Consider the following 17,619-nt stretch of genomic DNA (forward strand, 5'->3'; position numbering starts at 1 on the left):
CTGCGCCGCGCTCAGCCTTCGAGCTTTGCCAGATCAGCGAGGAACCGGGTGATGCGGGCACGGTCTTCGGGGTCGATCCCCTGCCAGAGCCGCTGGTTGTATTCCTGCGCCACGACCGAAAGATCGCGATAGGCGGCGCGCCCCGCCGGGGTCAAACTCAGCACCTCCTGACGACGGTCCTGCGGCACCTCCCGGCGCACCAGAAAACGCTTCGTCTCCAGCCGCGACACGGCGCGGGAGACCTTGGTCTTGTGCAGTTTCGAGCGGCGGACAATCTCGCTCGAGATCAAGTCCCCGTAGCGTCCGAGATGGAACAGAACACGCCAGTCGGTCCGCAGCATTCCGTAGCGTTCCTTGTAAACGCGCTGGAACTCCATGCTGATTTCCTCCCCGGCCTGATTGAGCAGGTAGGGCAGGAAATCCTTCATCTCGATATCGTCATCGACGCTCATGCGTCTATTCTAGCATAGGTTGGTTACAAACGGAACCAGCCTTCGCGACAGCCCCGTCAAGGGCTGCCGGTCTCTCTTATCCGCGAGGAGGATAATTCAGTTGGTCGCTTCCTCGGCTTCCTCGCCTGCGTCACCGGCCTCGACCTCGGGACCGACGGAGACCAGATAGGCCCAGACATTGGCCGCGTCTTCCTCGCTCTTCAGCTTGAAGGCCATTTTCGAGCGGGCCTTCTTGTCGTCGAGATGCTCGGCAAGGAAGCCCTTCGGATCGCCCACATAGGCGACGAAATCGGCCTCTTCCCATTTCAGCCCCTGCTCACCGGCGGCTACGAGCGCATCGCCATAGCGGAAATTCTCCACCGACCCGGCCTGGCGTTGATAGATGCCATAGAGGTTCGGGCCGGTCTTGCCGCCTTTCTGGATCTCTTCTCCGTCATCGGAAACGACCATGTGGCAGGATTTGCACCGTTTGAACACGTTTTCTCCGGCTTCGGGGTCGCCGCTCATATGGCTTTCGGCAAAGGCCGGAGCGGCAAGCAGGGCAAGCCCCAGACTGGTCATCGACAGGATTTTCATGGTTGGCTCCTCGCTGGTTTGATGGCCAAGGTAGCGCGAGCGTGCCACGAGTAAAGGGCGGGCCGATGCGGCTGCGCGTTTGCGCCGCAGCCCGGGGGACGTTGTTGAATGACCTTGCCCCGGCGCGCCCATCTGTGCCACAGACCCGGCGATGAGCAAGATCATGATACCCGCCTGGATCGACGGCCGCCTGCAGCCGGTAGAGAAACTGGACGCCCATCTGCGCGGCCTGCGCCATCAGGCCGTCTCGGTCTTCGTGATGGACGGCGACGCGCTGCTGCTGCAACGTCGCGCGCTCGGCAAATATCATACGCCGGGGCTCTGGGCCAATACCTGCTGCACCCATCCCGACTGGGGCGAGGCGGCGGATGCCTGTGTGGCGCGGCGGCTCGACGAGGAGCTGGGCATTCGCGGGCTGGCGCCGGAGCATCGCGGACAGGTCGCCTATCGTGCCGATGTCGGTGGCGGGCTGATCGAGGATGAGGTGGTGGAGGTCTATCTCGCGCGGGCCGCGCGCGATCTGCCGCTGGCGCCGAACCCTGACGAGGTGATGGCGACGCGCTGGATCGGCCTGCCGGAATTGCGCCGCGAGATCGCCGCGCGGCCCGAGCTCTTCACCCCGTGGCTGCGCATCTACATGGCCGAGCACGCGCCGCTGATCTTCGGCTCCTGAGCGGCCGCGCGACGCGCCGATGCGCCGCATGGAGGCCGCTGCGCGATGGCGCTAAGCCTTGCGGACAACATCAGAAAGGCAAAGACGATGAGCGAAGATTTCGGGCCGATGAAGAGCCGGGCTGCCGAGTGGTTTCGCCGATTGCGCGACGAGATCGTCGCGGAGTTTCACGCGCTCGAGGATCGCCATACGGACGGGCCGCTGAGCGATCAGCCCGCCGGGCGTTTCGAGGTCAGCAAGACCCGCCGCAGCGCCGAGGACGGTTCGGACGCCGGGGGCGGCGAGATGAGCGTGATGCGCGGTGGTCGGGTGTTCGAGAAGGTCGGGGTCAATATCTCCACCGTCTATGGCGTGCTCGGGGATCGCGCGCAGATGGCAATGGCGGCGCGTAGGGGCATTCCCGGCATGGCCGACGATCCGCGGTTCTGGGCCTCGGGCATCTCGCTGGTGGCGCATATGCAGAACCCGCATGTCCCGGCGGTGCATATGAACACGCGGATGTTCTGGACCCCGCATGCCTGGTGGTTCGGCGGCGGTGCCGATCTCAACCCCTGTCTGGAATATGACGAGGACACCGCGCATTTCCACGCTGCGATGAAGGGCGCCTGCGATCCGCATGGCGCGGGGCTTTATGGCGAGCTGAAGGCCTGGGCGGACGAGTATTTCTACATTCCGCACCGACACCGGGCGCGCGGGGTCGGCGGGATCTTCTATGATGACCGCAATACCGGCGACTGGGAGGCGGATTTTGCCTTTACCCGGGATGTCGGCGCCGCGTTCCTGCCTGCTTTCGCGCCGCTGGTGGACAGGCGCCGCGAGACCGTCTGGAGCGAGGCCGACAAGGAGGCGCAGCTGGTCCACCGGGGGCTCTATGCGGAGTATAACCTGGTCTATGACCGGGGCACCAAGTTCGGGCTGGAAACCGGCCATGACGCCAATGCGGTGCTGATGAGCCTGCCGCCGATGGCGAAATGGATCTGAGACCTGTCGCAGGCTGAGCCGAGGGGCGGCACTGCCGCCCCTTTGTGTTTCAGCGCTGGCGCACCGTGTCGATCATCAGCTGCACATTGGCCGGGTCGGCATCAGGGGTGATCCCGTGGCCGAGGTTGAAGATATGCGGCCCCTTGGACAGCGCATCGACAATCGCCCGCGTCTCCTGCACCAACGCGTCGCCGCCCGTGACCATATGCGAAGAGGCGAGGTTGCCCTGCACGCAGCCTGCGGGCTGCACATGTTCGGCGGCCCAGGCGGCGCTCACGCCATTGTCGAGTGCGATGCAATCGGCGCCGATTGCCGCATGGGTACCCTCGAACCGCGCCCCGGCGCCGCGCGGGAAGGCGATGATCGGGGTGTCGGGGTGCTTTTCCTTCAGCGCGGCGGTGATCCGCGCCATCGGCTTGATCGAATAGTTGATAAAATCGGCATCCTGCAGAGATCCGGCCCATGAATCGAAGAGCTTGACCACTTCGGCCCCGGCCTCGATCTGTGCGGAGAGGTAATGGATCGTCGCGTCGGTGATCCGCCCCATCAATGCCTCGAACACCGCCCGGTTCTCGGCCTTGAGCGCATGGGCGGGGCCCTGATCCGGGGTGCCCTGACCGGCGATCATATAGGTGGCGACGGTCCAGGGCGCGCCGGCAAAGCCGATCAGCGTGGTTTCCGTCGGCAGTTCCTTTGCCAGAATCCCGACAGTCTCATAGATCGGCCCGAGATGCTCGTGGATCGCATCGCCCGGTTTCAGCGTGTCGAAATCCGCCTGTGTGGTGATCGTCGAAAGCCGCGGCCCCTCGCCGGTGACGAACCAGAGATCCGCGCCCAGAGCCTGCGGCACCAGCAGGATGTCGGCAAACAGGATCGCCGCGTCAAAGCCGAAACGGCGGATCGGCTGCAGGGTCACTTCGGCGGCGAGATCGGGGTTGTAGCACAGCGACAAAAAGTCGCCGGCCTTGGCGCGGGTCGCTTTGTACTCGGGCAGGTAGCGCCCGGCCTGGCGCATCATCCAGATCGGCGGAACGTCCAGAGTCTCGCCAGCAAGCGCACGGAGGATGGTTTTCTGCTGTGTCATGGCGGGATCTTTCTGCAATTTGGAACTGGCCCACATCTAACGCAAGGCGGGGGGGATACAAGAGTTGGCTCTGCCGCGATAGCGGGCTAGGAAGGCGCCATGACACATGATTTGCCCAGCCCCGCCGCACCCCTCAAGATCGGAACCCGCGGTTCCCTGCTCGCGCTCGCGCAGGCGCATGAGACCCGCGACCGGCTGGCCCGTGCCTTCGATCTGCCGTTCGAGGCGTTCAGCATCGTTGTGATCAAGACAACCGGCGACCGGATCATCGACCGGCCGCTGAAGGAGATCGGCGGCAAGGGGCTGTTCACCCGCGAGATCGAGGAGGCGCTGCTGGACGGTGGCATCGACATCGCGGTGCATTCGATGAAGGACATGCCGACGCTGCAGCCCGAGGGGCTGCTGCTCGACACCTATCTGCCGCGCGAGGATGTGCGCGACGCCTTCATCTCGCCACGCGCCGCCAGCCTGACCGACCTCGCTCCCGGCACGGTCGTCGGCACGTCGAGCCTGCGCCGCAGCGCCCAGCTCAGGCTGCGCCGCCCGGACCTGGAAGTGGTGGAATTCCGTGGCAACCTGCAGACCCGGTTGATGAAGCTTGATCAGGGCGTGGCCGAGGCGACGTTTCTGGCGATGGCGGGGCTGAACCGGCTGAAGCTGGAGGACGTGCCCTATACCCCGATCGAAACCTCGGTGATGCTGCCCGCCCTGGCGCAGGGCGCCATCGGCATCGAGCGGCGGCAGGATGACAGCCGTGTGGCGGCGATGCTGGAAGCAATCCATGACACACCGACCGGCCAGCGGCTGGCGGCGGAGCGGGCCTTCCTCGCCGCCCTCGACGGCTCCTGCGAGACCCCGATTGCCGGGCTGGCGGAGCTGGACGGCAGCGAACTGCATCTGCGCGGCGAAGTGCTGCGCCCGGACGGCTCGGAAGTGGTCGAGGATGCGCTGCGCTGTCCCATCGAGGACGGCGCCGATGCGGGACGCGACATGGCGCTGAAGATGCTGGAAACCGCCGGGCCGGGCTTCTTCGACTGGCGCAGCTAGGGCTCAGGCCCCGCCACGGGCGGCGAGGATCACCTGCGTCTCCCAGACATCGCATTTCTCCGGCAGCGCGCCTGGCAGGGGGGCGTCGGTGAGGATCGCGTCCACCTCCGCCAGCGAGGCGATGCGCGCCGGGGCGGAGCGTTTGAACTTCGAATGATCGGCCACCAGAAATGTCTTGCGCGACTGTGCGATGATGCTCTGGCTGACGCCGACCTCCTCGATGTCGAAATCCAGTATGTCGCCGCTTTCGTCTAGCGCGGAACAGCCGATCACCGCCATGTCGAACTTGAAGCGGCGGATCGTTTCGATCGTCAGGTTGCCGACCAGCCCGCCGTCGCTGCGCCGCAGGCTGCCGCCGGTCAGCAGGATCTGGCATTCGGGATTGGCGGCGAGGATATTGGCGACGTTCATGTTGTTGGTGACCACCATCAGCCCGCGATGATGCAACAGCTCACGCGCCACCGCCTCGGTGCTGGTGCCGATGTTGAGGAACAGCGAAGAGCCCTCGGGGATCAGCGCAGCGCAGGCGCGGGCAATATCCGCCTTGGCCTCGCCCTGCAGGCTGCGCCGCTCGTCATAGCGGATGTTGCTGGTGCCCGAGGGCAGGATCGCGCCGCCATGCACCCGCTCGAGCCTGCCGCTGTCGGCAAGCTCGGCGAGGTCGCGGCGGATGGTCTGCAGGGTGACGCCGAAGTGGCTAGCCAGATCCTCAACCGTCACCTTGCCGGCGCGCCGCGCGATGTCGAGGATTTCGGGATGGCGGAAGGTCTGTGAGATGGTGGCGCTCCTGGCTGGCAATGCGCGCAGATTATGCGCGCCGGGGCTTTGCATGCAAGCGGGGGATTTTCCTTTCGCGCATGAACGAACCGAAACGAAAATAAAACTTGCCATAAATCAGTGCGATACCTAACAGTAACGGCTGAGAGCGCAAAAGATATCGCATGTATTGTCATGGAAGTGTCATCTGCGCAGGGTAACAAGAACGGGTTTCAGGATGTCTAGAGGTGTCGCATCGCCAGCGGAGCCCTGCTCCCGGCGGAGATCCCCGAAACCGCATATGCCGTCACAGCGCCCCCTGTGTTCCGGCCACCAAGGGAGAGTGAGATGAGAATGAAAGTCATGCTGTCGGGCGTCGCGCTGATCGCCCTGGCCTCCGCCGCGCAGGCCGAGACCCTGCGGCTGCTGACCTGGGGTGGTTATGCGCCCGACGAGGTGATCGAGAAATTTGAGGCCGAGACGGGCCACAAGGTCGAGGTCACCAAATCCAACAACGAAGAGATGATTGCCAAGCTGCGCGCCACCAATGGCGGCGGCTTCGACCTTGCCCAGCCAAGCCAGGACCGGATCGCCGGTCCGCAGGGCGAGTTTGGCATCTACAAACCGCTCGACATGGCTCAGATCGACACCAGCCTGTTCATTCCCTCGATGCTGGAAGCGACCAAGGCCAACACCACGCTTGAAGGTGAGGTTTACGGCGTGCCGCATATCTGGGGCACCAGCGGTCTGGTGGTAAACACCGCCGAAGCGGGCAACGTGAAGGATTACCTCGATCTTTGCGACGATTCCGTAGCGGGCAAGGTTTCCTACCGGCTCAAACGTCCCACCCTCATCGGCTTTGCCTATTCGATGGGGCTCGACCCGTTTGCCGCCTATGGCGATGAGGCCGCTTACAAGGATATCCTTGATCAGGTCGAAGCCAAGCTGGTCGAGTGCAAGGCCAATGTGAAGACCTATTGGGATGGCGGCGATGAGCTGAAGAACCTGCTGCGTTCGGGTGAGGTCACCGCCTCAATGGCCTGGGACACCGGCGGCTGGCAGCTCAATGCCGACAATCCTGATATCACTTTCGTCGCGCCGACCTCGGGCGCTCTGGGCTGGATCGACACATTCGCGATACCGTCACGGGGCCGCGCCGATCAGGCAGCTTACGATTGGATCAACTTTGTCATGAAGCCCGAAATCGCGGCGATGATCACTACGTCGGCGGGCAATTTCACCGCCTCGCAGGGGGGTGACGCCGATGTCGATGCGGCGCTGAAGGAGCGTTATCAAGCCAGCTTCCCGCAGGAGGCGATCGACAACATCAAATGGTATCCTTCAGTGCCCGCCGGGCTTGAAGCACTGGAAGGTGCGGCGCTCGACCGGATCAACGCGGCCAAATAAGCCTTTGCGCTGCGGTGTTCGGCAGGCAGGGTCGGATGTGAGCTCGGACCCTGCCGCGGAACGCAGACCATCAGGAAAGACAGGGGAGCGCGCTGCCGCGCTCCTTCAAATTTGTGAAGGCCCAAGTATCAATGACCCCCACTCCGGATCTCGAATGCCGCGCGATCAGCAAGAACTTTGACACCTTTCAGGCGGTCAAGGAGGTGAGCTTCAGCGTGCCACAAGGTACGTTTTTCTCGATCCTCGGGCCGTCGGGCTGCGGCAAGACCACTCTGTTGCGGATGATCGCGGGGTTTCAGGCTCCGAGCGGGGGCGATCTGCTGATCAAGGGCCGCTCGATGCTCGACGTGCCGCCCAACAAACGCCCGGTTTCGATGGTGTTTCAGCATCTGGCGCTATTCCCGATGATGAATATCGGCGCCAATGTCGGCTTTGGCCTGCGCCAGCGCGGGGTCAACCGCAGTGACATCAAGAAACAGGTCGAACGGGTCCTGGAGCGGGTCGGGCTTGCCGGGGTCGCCGAACGCTCGGTCAGTTCATTGTCGGGCGGGCAAAAGCAACGTGTCGCGATCGCCCGCTGCATGGTGCTGGAGCCTGACGTGCTGCTGCTCGATGAACCGCTCGGCGCGCTCGATCTGAAACTGCGCGAGCATATGAAGGTCGAGCTGAAAAAGCTGCAATCCGAGTTCAACACCACCTTCGTCTATATCACTCATGATCAATCCGAGGCGCTGGTGATGAGCGACCAGATTGCAGTGATGAACCGCGGTGTGTTTGAACAGGTCGGCGCGGCGCGCGAGCTCTACTACGCGCCCGAGACGGCCTTCGTCGCCGGTTTCGTGGGCGAGGCGAACCGGTTTCGGGCGCGGGTCGAGCAAGTCGATGGCGCAGCGCTGCAACTGGTGACTGCCGGAGGTCGCATCTTCTGCGGGATCGACGCGGGCAGGGGTCTGGCACGCGGTGACGCGGCAGAGATCTTTGTGCGCCCCGAAGCGGTGCGACTATCCCGCGCAGCCGGGGTGGTAAGTGCCGGGACCAATAGCGGCGAGGGGATTGTCGAGACCATCCTGTTCAACGGCGCCAACAGTCAGGTGATCCTGCGCGACCGTGCCAATGGAGCCGAGATGAACGTCAGCCTGCCGCAGACCGGCGAGTTCCGCGATCTGCAGCGCGGCGATACTATCCATTTTACCTGGCAGGCGGAGCAGACCCGCTGCTATCGTCAGATCGGGGGTCGGGATGGCCTCTGACCGCTCGCGTCTGACCTTCTGGCTGCTGATGGCGCCGCTGCTGCTGTGGCTGGTCAGCCTGATCCTGCTGCCACATGTCGGCATGTTCCTCGTCTCGCTGCGCGAGAAGGTGGGGATCCGGGAATATCAAACGAGTTTCGCCAATTACGCGGTGTTCTTCAACGAGCCGCTTTATTGGAACACCTTCGCGCGCACCGCCTATATGTCGATCACGGCGACGATCCTTACCCTGCTGATCGGCTTTCCCATTGCCTATTACATCGCCAAGATGACCCGCGGGCGCAGCAAGACGACTCTGTTCCTGATGTGCCTGATCCCGTTCTGGGTCAGCGAGCTGGTGCGCACCTTCGGCTGGATGATCCTGCTGCGCGAGACCGGGGTGTTCTCGAACCTGTTGCAGGGGCTCGGGCTGGTCAGCGGGCCGGTCGAGATGCTCTACAACGACGCCGCGATCATGACCGGGCTGGTCTATACCTCGATGCTGTTCATGGTGGTGCCGCTGGTTACGACGCTGGATTCGCTTGACGATTCATTGATCGAAGCGGGGTATGACCTCGGCGCGAGCAGCTTCACCATCCTGCGCGAGATCGTCATTCCCCACGCCATGCCGGGCATCGTCTCGGGCTGTATCGTGGTGTTCATGCTCTCGCTGGGCAATTACCTGACGCCGGTGCTGCTGGGGGGCAAGGACAGCCTGTGGTTCACCGGGCTGATCTACAGCCAGTTCATCACCCGCTTCAACTGGGAGCTCGGCTCGGCCTTCGGTTTCCTGCTGCTTGGCCTGTCCTCGGTCATCGTGTTCCTTGGGCTCAAACTGTCGGGCCAGTCGCTTGGCAAGACCATGGCGCAGTGAGACAGGGGGACTGACATGATTACCGGCATCCCGCAAAAGCCCGCCTTTATATGGACATACCGGCTCTATGTCGCGTTGTTCTTCATCTATCTGGCGCTGCCGCTGGCCACGGTCTGCGTCTTTGCCTTCAACAATTCCGTGTTTCCCGCGCTGCCCTGGGAGGGCTTTACCTGGGCCTGGTTCTTCGGTGATGACGCGCCCTATATCGGCGTCTTCCATGAACGTCCGATCTTGCGGTCGGTCGTGACCTCGGGCGTGGTGGCCTTCTGGGTGGCGCTCCTGTCGGTCTTTGTCGGGACCTGTAATGCGTTCCTGTTCGTTCGGTATGACTTCCGATTGAAAGGGCTGCTCTATATCCTGATGTTGCTGCCGCTGATCATCCCCGGCATCATCCTTGGCATCTCGATCCTCGTCTTCACCTCGTCGCTCGCCAACACGCTCGAAGACGCGACCGGGCTTTGGTTCGACGGGCTGCGGCCGGGGTTGATTCTGGTGGTATTGGGGCAGTTTTCCTTCATCACCACCTTCGCGACGCTGGTGATTTCGGCACGGTTGCAGAAGTTCGATCCGAGCCTCGAAGAGGCGGCGCTGAACCTCGGCGCCAGTGAATGGGGGGCGATCCGTGCGGTGACGCTGCCGTTCCTGTACCCGGCAATGGCTGCCGCCGGGGTGGTTGCCGTGCTGATGTCGTTTGAGAATTTCAACACCACGCTGATGCTCGTCGGTTCGGATGCCCCGTTGACCATCACCATGTTCGACCGTCTGAAGCTCGGCTCAACACCGGTGCTGAACGCGGTGTCGCTGTTGCTCATCATCGCTTCGGCCCTGCTCGGGCTGGCGTCACTGCTGTTGCAGAAACGGCGGGACTGATCCGCGGATCAGCGGCGCGATATTTGCTGAGCTACCCCGCGCTGGGGCCGCTCGGCGGGAATGCGCAGTGGTGCCCGGGCGGGGGTGGGAAAAGCGGTACGGATCGCATCGACCAAAGCGTCAAGGAACCGTGCCAGCTTGTTCTGCGGGGGCTTGAAAAGGGTCATTGATCTTCCTCCATGGCTGAATCGTCGGTACTGGCGAACGGGCGATGCTCACCCGAACGGCGGGGCAATCCGGAAGTGGCAGAATGGGGTTGCGAGGCGGGGTCGCGCGCGGAAACGTCGGCTGTCGCGCCTTGGCTTGCGTCCTGCGGAGACTGGGAGGCCTTGGCAAAACGCGCCGCGACGAACCCGAGCAGCACGCCGCCGCCGAGAAACAAGAGCGGCTCGCGGCGGGCGAAATGGGTGAGATCGCCGACCATCTCGTCCAGCTCCTTGTCACGCATCCGATCGGCAACATCTGCGAGGTTATCGGCAATCAGGCTGATGCCGCGTTCCTGCGGCGTCCCGCGGCGCAGTTCATCGGCGGCCTTGCGCAATGCGGCGGCGGTGCTCCGCACTTCCTGCGCCGCGCTGTCCCGGGCCTCTTCGGCATATTCTGCGGCGCTGCTGGAAACGCTCTCGGCCAGATCGCCTACGCCGGACCTGATCCGCTCGGAGGCGGCGCTGACGCTTTCCCGGGCGCGGGATTTCAGGTCATCGCCGGTCGATTGTCCGGGGGCGGTATTCTCTTCCTTGGAAGGATCGTTCTGTCGGGTCATCCTGCTGGTCTCCCTTTCCGGCGAATGGGCAAGCCGTCTTTCCGGACCAACCCCGCAGCATGGCGCGCGGTTCCCGCCAGGCATGTCGATCGTCAGGGCGCTCGTCCGGTCAGGGCGATCCTGTCGATCTCGACGAACATGGAATCCGCGCGTTCGCCGACAATGCTGAGCGAGTCGAGCGCGAACGGCGAGTTGAGCAGCCGCACCAACCGGTCGGAGAGGATCTCCTGCACCCGTGCCAGCGCCTGCCGGTCCAGTCGGCCGGTGAGGGTCATGTGGAAACGGAAATCCGCCAGCACATGCGGATATCCCCAGTCGCGCAGATTTTGCTGCTGGCGCGGGCTGAGATGCGGTGTCTGACGGCGGGCCTGCTCCGCCGCGCTCATCGGGGCGCGGAAATCGTCGAGTTCGGTGACAATCCGGGCGGCGAGATCGGTGATCGTCTCATTCGGTTCGGACAATGTCAGCGCCAGGAACCGCCCCAGCCGGTCGAGCCGCAGCGGCGCGGTGCGGATCGGGGAAAGATCGGCACCGAGACGCCGCAGCGCCCCGCACAGATCAGCCTCGCTGCACCCCGGCGCGAGGGAGAAGGGCGGTTTGATCGTGGCGTGAAAGCCGTAGCGCCGCGGTGCCTCGGTGCATGCCGCGAGATGGGGAGCGGAGAAATCGGACGCGGAAAGATCGGGCGGCGCCGCCGCGGCGCGGCCCCGAAGCAGGTCCCAGCCGAGCCAGCCCGCCCCGAAATCGGCCAGCGGTCCGGGCGGCGGCGTGTAATAGACCGCGTAGCGGCTGAACCGCGGCGCCATCAGGCTGCCATGCGCCGGTCCGAGCCCTGCAGCAACAGCGCGATGATGTCGGAGCGGGTAATCACCCCGGCGAGCTTGCCCTCGCGTGTCACCGGAACGACCTCGACGCCGCGCCCGGCGAGGCGATTGAGCAGCTGGCCGACCGGCAGGTCATGCGCCACCGGCGCGTTGGGCGGGCGCATGACATCGGCGGCACTCAGCCGTTCCTTGCGCCAGACCGGACGGCGCGGGCCCGGCAGCAGCGCTTCGATCAGATCCGCCTGCAGCACCAGCCCCTTGATCGCGCCCGCATCATCGACGATCGGCAGGCTCTTGATCGCGTGGCGGCGGAAAAGCCGGGCAAGCTCGGCGAGCTTTGTGTCGGGCCGCGCGGTGATCAGCTCGGCGGTCATGATCTGCGCGCAGGTGACCTGATCGAACCGATGACAGGCGGCCTCGAACTCGGCCGCCGCGAGCAGCCGACCGAGATCGGCGACACCGATGTTCTGGGACTGGTTGAACCGGCTCAGAAGCGCGGCGAGCTCTTCTTCCGAAAGCCCGAGCCGCGGCTCGACCGCGTCGGCCTCGTTCATGTCGTCCATGTGGCGAAACGGGTAGATCCGTCCGCTGAGCCGGTGGAATAGGATGCCGCACAGCACCAGCACCGCGGTCAGCAGCCCGACCGGCACCAGCGCGAAGACAAACCCGACCTCGAGCACCGGCAGCGGGTCGAGCGCTGCCAGCAGCGCCACCGCACCGCCCGGCGGGTGCAGCGCGCGCATCGCCAGCATCGCCAGGATCGCCGCGCCGACCGCCAGCGCCGGGGCGAAGGGCTGCGCCACCAGCATCAGCACGGCGATCGCGGCGAGAGCTGCCGTGACATTGCCGATCACCGCCGACCAGGGCTGCGCCAGCGGGGCGTTGGGCATGGCGAAGACCAGCACCGCCGAGGCGCCGAGCGGGGCGAAGAGCAGCACCGGGATATCGAACGCCTCGGCAAGCAGCGGTGCCAGCAACGCGCAACCGGCGATCCCCAGCATCGCGCCGAGCCCGGCACGCAGCAGCTCCCGTGCCGTGGGTTGCGGCAGCGCCGGGGTGAAGGCATGACGCAGAATGGTGGCGATACTCATGTCGAATCAGATCCGCAATGAAGGTTAACGCCGTTAATGCCGGAAAAGGTGACGTAGTGGAAAGCCGAAATATCGCGGCATATTGCCCGCCCGACAAGGTGGGCTTCCGGCACACGGATAATCAGGGTTATGTTAATGTTCGTGACGAGGGGCGGAATGAGGGACGCTGTCCCTCAAACTCCCTGAGGTATTTAACGGACAGAAGAAACGGACTTGCGGCGCGGGGACGCGGTTCTTAAGCGGGGCTTAAGGATTGTCGGGCAATCGGCGCGCCATGCCCTTGGGGGATCGCCACATGCGCATATTAGTGATCGAAGATGATGAAAGCATCGCCGAAGGGCTCTTCGTCGGGCTGCGGCTGACCGGGCTGACACCGGAACTGGTCGGCAGCTGCGCGGATGCGCGCGAAGCGCTGGCCCAGGGCGGGTTCGCGGCGATGCTGCTCGATATCATGCTGCCCGACGGCTCCGGGCTCGATCTGCTGCGCGACCTGCGCGCCGCGGGGGATCGCACCCCGGTGCTGCTGCTGACGGCGCTCGACCAGGTGCAGGAACGGGTCGCGGGGCTCGATGCGGGGGCCGATGATTATCTCGGCAAGCCCTTCGATCTCGACGAGGTCACGGCGCGGCTGCGGGCGATCGTGCGGCGCGCCGAAGGCCGGGCCGGGGCGCGGCTCGAATGGAACGGACTGGCGGTCGATCCGGCGAAGATGACCGGGCTCTATGCGGGGCGGCAGATCGCGTTCTCGCCGCGTGAATTCGCCATCCTGCGCGCCCTTCTGGAACGACCGGGCACGATCCTTTCGAAAACGACGCTCGAGGAGCGGCTTTATGGTTGGCAGGAAGGGGTCGAGAGCAACGCGATCGAAGTGCATGTCCACAAGCTGCGGGCCAAGCTCGGATCCGGGTTCATCGAGACCCTGCGCGGCGCGGGCTATCGGCTGGCGGGATCCGGCGCGTGAATTCGATCCGCATCCGGCTGTTTCTCATCCTGCTCGGCGCCACCGGGCTGGTCTGGCTCTCCGCGTTTTTCTGGATCGAGAAGAACACCCGTGCCGAGGTCGAGCAGGTGCTGGATGCGCGGCTGGAGGAGGCCGGGCAGATGGTTTCCTCGCTCATCGCGGACCATCGCATCGACGTGACCCGCGCCGCCGCGCTGCTCGATGGCGACGGGCGGGATGGCTCCTCTTTCCCTGCCGTCTATTCGCATCAGCTGACCTGTCAGATCTGGTCGCTCGACGGGGTGTTGGTCGGCCAGTCGGGCGGTGCGCCGCGCGGGCGGCTCGGCGGGCCGACGCCGGGGTTCAGTGAGAATGTCGTCGATGGCGAGGTCTGGCGCGTCTATACGGTGATCAACGAGCCGCTGGGGATGCGGATCATGGTCGGCGATGCGCTCCGGGTCCGGGACCGGCTGGTGCGCGATGTGCTCACCGGGCTGATCCTGCCGGCGCTGCTGATCCTGCCGGTGCTGGCGCTGTTGATCTGGGCGAGCCTGCGCCGGGGCCTGCGACCGCTCGACCGGCTGGCGGCGGCGCTGGCGCGACGTCCGGCGCGGGATCTCGGCCCCGTGGCGCTGGCGCCGCTGCCGCGCGAGATCCGGCCGGTGGGCGCGGCGCTCAACGGTCTGTTTGCCCGTGTCGATGCCGCGCGCGAGCGGGAGAAGAGCTTCACCTCCTTTGCCGCCCATGAGCTGAAGACGCCGCTCGCCGGGATCAGGACACAGGCGCAGATCGCCGCGATGGCGCCCGATGCCGAAACCCGCGAACGCGCGCTGCGGCGCATCGCCGACGGGGTGACGCGCAGTGATCGGATGGTACAGCAATTGCTGGCACTGGCGCGGCTCGACAGCGCCGAACCCTGCGTCGGTAGCCTTCTTGATGCGGCACAGGTCGCCCGGGAGGTCGTCGCCGAGCTGCGCCGATCGGCAGAGGTCAAAGAGGTGGCGCTGTGCCTGGCCGGGCCGGAGGCGGCGCCGCTCAGCGGAGATGCCGTGATCCTGTCGGTGGCGCTGCGCAACGTGATCGAGAATGCCATCGCCGCCGCCCCCGTCGGGACCACGGTCGAGGTGGGGCTTTCCCGTGCCGATGACCGGCTGGTGATCGAGGTGGCGGATCGCGGCGCGGGGATCGCGGCGCAGGACCGGGTGCGGATCACCGAGCGGTTCTTCCACGGCAGCCGGGGCGGCGGCGGTTCCGGGCTGGGGCTGGCGATCGTCAAGGCCGCGGTGAACCAGCTCGGCGGCGCGCTCTCCTTCGCGCCGAGGCCGGGGGGCGGCGAGCTGGTGCGGATGGGTTTCCCCCTGCCCGGCTGAACCTGCCGCCCGGGGGCGGTGCCACCTGTTCGGGCCCCTGCCCGCGCTTGTTTCCTCCAAGGCGACGGGCACACGTCGCCCCGACATCTGCAAATGGCGGAAAACAGGCACAAAGCCGCGACTTCAGGCTTACCGCGCCCGCGGTTTGCGATTATTCGGATGGGTATGGATATCGTTCTCATCACCACGATCATCGCCTCGCTGTTCCTCGTCATCGGCGCGGCCGAGCCGCTGGCGGCGCATCTGCGCCTGCCCTATACGGTGATCCTCGCAGTGCTCGGCATGTTGATCGGCAGCGGCGCGATCTTCCTGCTGCAAACCGAGCTTACCGATGCGCTGAACCCGGCGGCGGCGGCGATCGTCAACCTGCCGATCCGCTCGAATGTCTTCCTCTATGTCTTCCTTCCGACACTGCTTTTCCAGGCGACGTTGGGGATGAATCTGCGACGGATGCGCGACGATTGGGTGCCGATACTGGTGCTGGCGGTGCTCGCCGTAGTGGTGGCGACGATGAGCGTGGGCTACGCGCTGGCGTCCGTCACCGCATTGCCGCTGGCGGTCTGCCTGCTGGTCGGGTCCATCGTCTCGACCACCGATCCCTCGGCCGTGGTCAGCATCTTCCGGTCGATCTCGGCACCGCGGCGGCTGGCGCGGATTATCGAGGGCGAAAGCCTGCTCAACGACGCCGCGGCGATCGCGTTATTCGGGCTGTTCATGAGCTACGTGATGCTCGGCGTTCCGAATCCGACCCTGCAGGACGCGCTCTGGCGGTTTCCGCTGCTGATCTTCGGGGGCGTCGCCACCGGATGGCTGACCGCGCGGGCCGGGATCTGGCTGATGGGGATGCTCGGGCGCTACGAGCTGGCGCCGGTGTCGGTTTCCGTGGCGTTGCCCTATCTGACCTATATCATCGCGGAGCAGAGCGTCGGGGCCTCCGGGGTGATCGCGGTGATCGTCGCCGGGCTGGTGTTGAACCTCGGCGGGCCGGGTCGGCTGGCGCCGCAGATCTGGGCCAACCTGCGCGATGTCTGGGACCTGCTGGCGCATTGGGCCGGAGCGCTGATCTTCATCCTCGCCGCGCTGCTGATCCCGCGGCTGCTCGGCGATGCGCGGGCGAGCGATTTCGGACTGATCGCGGTGGTCGTCGTCGCGGCATTGCTGGCGCGGATGGTGATCCTCTTCGGGCTCTTGCCGCTGCTGACGCTGCTGCGGGTCTCGCCGGTGGTGGAGCGGCCCTATCGCGTGGCGATCCTCTGGGGCGGACTGCGCGGTGCCGTGACTTTGGCGCTGGCCCTGGCGGTGACGGAGAGCTTCCGGGTGCCGGTCGAGGTCAAGCGGCTGGTCGGTATCCTCGCCACCGGCTTCACCCTTTACACGCTGCTCGTGCAGGGGACGACACTGCGCTGGGTGATCGGCCGTCTCGGACTCGACCGGTTGGCGCCGATCGACCAGGCGCTTTCCAATCAGGTGATCGCGGTGGCGCTGCAGACGGTGCGCGAGGATGTCGCGCGCACCGCCGAGAATTACGAGCTGACCCATGAGATCGTGCGATCGGAGGCCAAGAATTTTGCCGCCCATCTCGACGAGGCGGTCGAGGCCGCCGAAAGTGGCGAGGGGCTTCTTGAGCGCGACCGGGTGACGCTGGGGCTGATCGCGCTGGCCGGCGCCGAACGCGACACGATCCTGTCGCGGGTGCGCGAGCGCACGATATCCACACATCTTGCGGAACGGGTGATCTCCGATGCCGACCGGCTGATCGAGGCGACGCGCTCGCACGGGCGCAGTGGTTATCGCCGGGCCGCGCAGGAGAACGTCGGCTATGGCCCCTATTTCCGACTGGCCCTGTTCCTGCACAACCGGCTCGGCATCTCGGCGCTGCTGGCGCAGCTTACCGCGGATCGGTTCGAGATCCTGCTGTCCCAACGGCTGATCCTGCGCGATCTCGACGGGTTCATCGAGGGACGAATCCGCCGCATCCACGGGCGTCGGCTTGCCGAGCTGCTGCTCGAATTGCTGGCCCGGCGGGCTGAGAACGTGGAGACCGCGCTGGCCGGGCTGCGGCTGCAATATCCCGGCTATGCCGAGGAGCTCGAACGCCGTTTCATCCGCCGCACCGCCCTGCGTTTCGAGGAGCGCGAATACATGGTGATGCGCGAGGACGGGCTGATCGGGGCGGAACTCCACAACGTGCTGACAGAAGACATCAACCGCCGCCGCGCCGCCGCCGACGAGCGGCCGCGGCTCGATCTGACGCTGCAGCGGGCGCGGCTGGTGCGGCAATTCCCGCTCTTCGCGGATCTCGACACCGATGCGCAGCGGCGGCTCGGCCGGGCGCTCTCGACCCGCTATGCCCATGCCGGGGAGGTGATCGTGAAACGCGACAGCCCCGGCCGGCGTGTCTATTTCATCGCCTCCGGCGCGGTGGAGCTGCGCCATGCTGGCAAGTCCTGGCGGCTCGGCCAGGGCGAGATGTTCGGCGAGATGCGCATCCTGATCCAGAAGACCCGGCGCATCGAGGTGCGCGCGATCACCCCCTGCACGCTGCTGGTGCTCGACGAAGCGCGGTTCCAGCGGCTGCTCCGGCGCAGCCCGCTGCTGCGCAAGGCGGTGCGCGAGAGCGCCGAGAAGAAGGGTGTCGCGCCCGGTTTGCTGACGCCCGGCTCGGTGGCGGAAGCCTGAGGC

Annotated in this window: 17 protein-coding genes; 10 read left to right on the plus strand and 7 right to left on the minus strand. The window is 65.5% G+C overall.

Annotated features, from left to right (window positions below; translation table 11 throughout):
- Positions 1-11: 11 nt before the first annotated feature.
- Together ACFSUD_RS07810 and ACFSUD_RS07815 are read right to left on the minus strand one after the other, a co-directional pair.
- A complete protein-coding gene (locus tag ACFSUD_RS07810; protein ID WP_386373117.1) occupies positions 12-452 on the minus strand; it encodes a MarR family winged helix-turn-helix transcriptional regulator in 441 nt (146 codons plus the stop codon).
- Positions 453-548: 96 nt separating this feature from the next.
- Positions 549-1,028 (minus strand): c-type cytochrome, encoded by a 480-nt coding sequence (locus ACFSUD_RS07815; protein WP_386373119.1) that lies wholly within the window; start codon positions 1,026-1,028, stop codon positions 549-551.
- 151 nt (positions 1,029-1,179) lie between these two features.
- On the opposite strand from ACFSUD_RS07815, the gene idi reads away from it, so the two are divergent.
- Both idi and hemF read left to right on the plus strand, forming a co-directional pair.
- On the plus strand, positions 1,180-1,701 hold the full coding sequence (idi, locus tag ACFSUD_RS07820) for an isopentenyl-diphosphate Delta-isomerase (RefSeq protein WP_386373121.1): 522 nt from the start codon (positions 1,180-1,182) through the stop codon (positions 1,699-1,701).
- Between the two features lie 87 nt (positions 1,702-1,788).
- Positions 1,789-2,682, plus strand: coding sequence for an oxygen-dependent coproporphyrinogen oxidase (hemF, locus tag ACFSUD_RS07825; protein WP_386373123.1), 894 nt, complete (start codon positions 1,789-1,791; stop codon positions 2,680-2,682).
- 49 nt (positions 2,683-2,731) lie between these two features.
- Here the strand turns inward: hemF and hemE are convergent, their stop codons facing one another.
- Positions 2,732-3,766: a uroporphyrinogen decarboxylase gene (hemE, locus tag ACFSUD_RS07830; RefSeq protein WP_386373125.1), complete on the minus strand. Its 1,035-nt coding sequence runs from the start codon at positions 3,764-3,766 to the stop codon at positions 2,732-2,734.
- Between the two features lie 99 nt (positions 3,767-3,865).
- Between hemE and hemC the strand changes: the two genes are divergently transcribed.
- Positions 3,866-4,813: a hydroxymethylbilane synthase gene (hemC, locus tag ACFSUD_RS07835; RefSeq protein WP_386373127.1), complete on the plus strand. Its 948-nt coding sequence runs from the start codon at positions 3,866-3,868 to the stop codon at positions 4,811-4,813.
- 3 nt (positions 4,814-4,816) lie between these two features.
- On the opposite strand, the gene ACFSUD_RS07840 is transcribed toward hemC, so the two are convergent.
- Positions 4,817-5,590, minus strand: a complete 774-nt coding sequence (locus ACFSUD_RS07840; protein ID WP_386373421.1) for a DeoR/GlpR family DNA-binding transcription regulator — start codon at positions 5,588-5,590, stop codon at positions 4,817-4,819.
- Positions 5,591-5,917: 327 nt separating this feature from the next.
- Between ACFSUD_RS07840 and ACFSUD_RS07845 the strand changes: the two genes are divergently transcribed.
- The 4 genes from ACFSUD_RS07845 to ACFSUD_RS07860 all read left to right on the plus strand — a co-directional run bounded on the left by ACFSUD_RS07845 (position 5,918) and on the right by ACFSUD_RS07860 (position 9,949).
- The gene (locus tag ACFSUD_RS07845; protein ID WP_386373129.1) at positions 5,918-6,976 is read left to right on the plus strand and encodes an extracellular solute-binding protein; all 1,059 of its coding nucleotides are present in this window, start codon (positions 5,918-5,920) and stop codon (positions 6,974-6,976) included.
- 131 nt (positions 6,977-7,107) lie between these two features.
- Positions 7,108-8,226, plus strand: a complete 1,119-nt coding sequence (locus tag ACFSUD_RS07850; RefSeq protein WP_386373131.1) for an ABC transporter ATP-binding protein — start codon at positions 7,108-7,110, stop codon at positions 8,224-8,226.
- On the plus strand, positions 8,216-9,079 hold the full coding sequence (locus ACFSUD_RS07855) for an ABC transporter permease (RefSeq protein WP_386373133.1): 864 nt from the start codon (positions 8,216-8,218) through the stop codon (positions 9,077-9,079). The genes ACFSUD_RS07850 and ACFSUD_RS07855 overlap by 11 nt, the downstream gene beginning before the upstream one ends.
- Positions 9,080-9,094: 15 nt before the next feature.
- Positions 9,095-9,949: an ABC transporter permease gene (locus tag ACFSUD_RS07860; RefSeq protein WP_386373135.1), complete on the plus strand. Its 855-nt coding sequence runs from the start codon at positions 9,095-9,097 to the stop codon at positions 9,947-9,949.
- Positions 9,950-10,112: 163 nt separating this feature from the next.
- Here the strand turns inward: ACFSUD_RS07860 and ACFSUD_RS07865 are convergent, their stop codons facing one another.
- The 3 genes from ACFSUD_RS07865 to ACFSUD_RS07875 all read right to left on the minus strand — a co-directional run bounded on the left by ACFSUD_RS07865 (position 10,113) and on the right by ACFSUD_RS07875 (position 12,627).
- A complete protein-coding gene (locus ACFSUD_RS07865; protein WP_386373137.1) occupies positions 10,113-10,712 on the minus strand; it encodes a hypothetical protein in 600 nt (199 codons plus the stop codon).
- A 92-nt stretch (positions 10,713-10,804) separates the two neighbouring features.
- Positions 10,805-11,518 carry a DUF1045 domain-containing protein gene (locus ACFSUD_RS07870; protein ID WP_386373139.1) on the minus strand — a complete coding sequence of 238 codons (714 nt, stop codon included), beginning with the start codon at positions 11,516-11,518 and terminating at the stop codon, positions 10,805-10,807.
- Positions 11,518-12,627, minus strand: a complete 1,110-nt coding sequence (locus ACFSUD_RS07875; protein WP_386373141.1) for an HPP family protein — start codon at positions 12,625-12,627, stop codon at positions 11,518-11,520. Before ACFSUD_RS07875 ends, ACFSUD_RS07870 begins: the two co-directional genes overlap by 1 nt.
- A 295-nt stretch (positions 12,628-12,922) precedes the next feature.
- Between ACFSUD_RS07875 and ACFSUD_RS07880 the strand changes: the two genes are divergently transcribed.
- From ACFSUD_RS07880 to ACFSUD_RS07890, 3 genes are all read left to right on the plus strand, one after another.
- Positions 12,923-13,588, plus strand: coding sequence for a response regulator transcription factor (locus ACFSUD_RS07880; protein ID WP_386373143.1), 666 nt, complete (start codon positions 12,923-12,925; stop codon positions 13,586-13,588).
- On the plus strand, positions 13,585-14,937 hold the full coding sequence (locus tag ACFSUD_RS07885; protein WP_386373145.1) for a sensor histidine kinase: 1,353 nt from the start codon (positions 13,585-13,587) through the stop codon (positions 14,935-14,937). Before ACFSUD_RS07880 ends, ACFSUD_RS07885 begins: the two co-directional genes overlap by 4 nt.
- A gap of 165 nt (positions 14,938-15,102) precedes the next feature.
- Positions 15,103-17,616 carry a cation:proton antiporter gene (locus tag ACFSUD_RS07890; protein WP_386373147.1) on the plus strand — a complete coding sequence of 838 codons (2,514 nt, stop codon included), beginning with the start codon at positions 15,103-15,105 and terminating at the stop codon, positions 17,614-17,616.
- Positions 17,617-17,619: the final 3 nt, after the last annotated feature.

This window comes from Sulfitobacter aestuarii (assembly GCF_042685005.1).
Taxonomy (GTDB): domain Bacteria; phylum Pseudomonadota; class Alphaproteobacteria; order Rhodobacterales; family Rhodobacteraceae; genus Sulfitobacter; species Sulfitobacter aestuarii.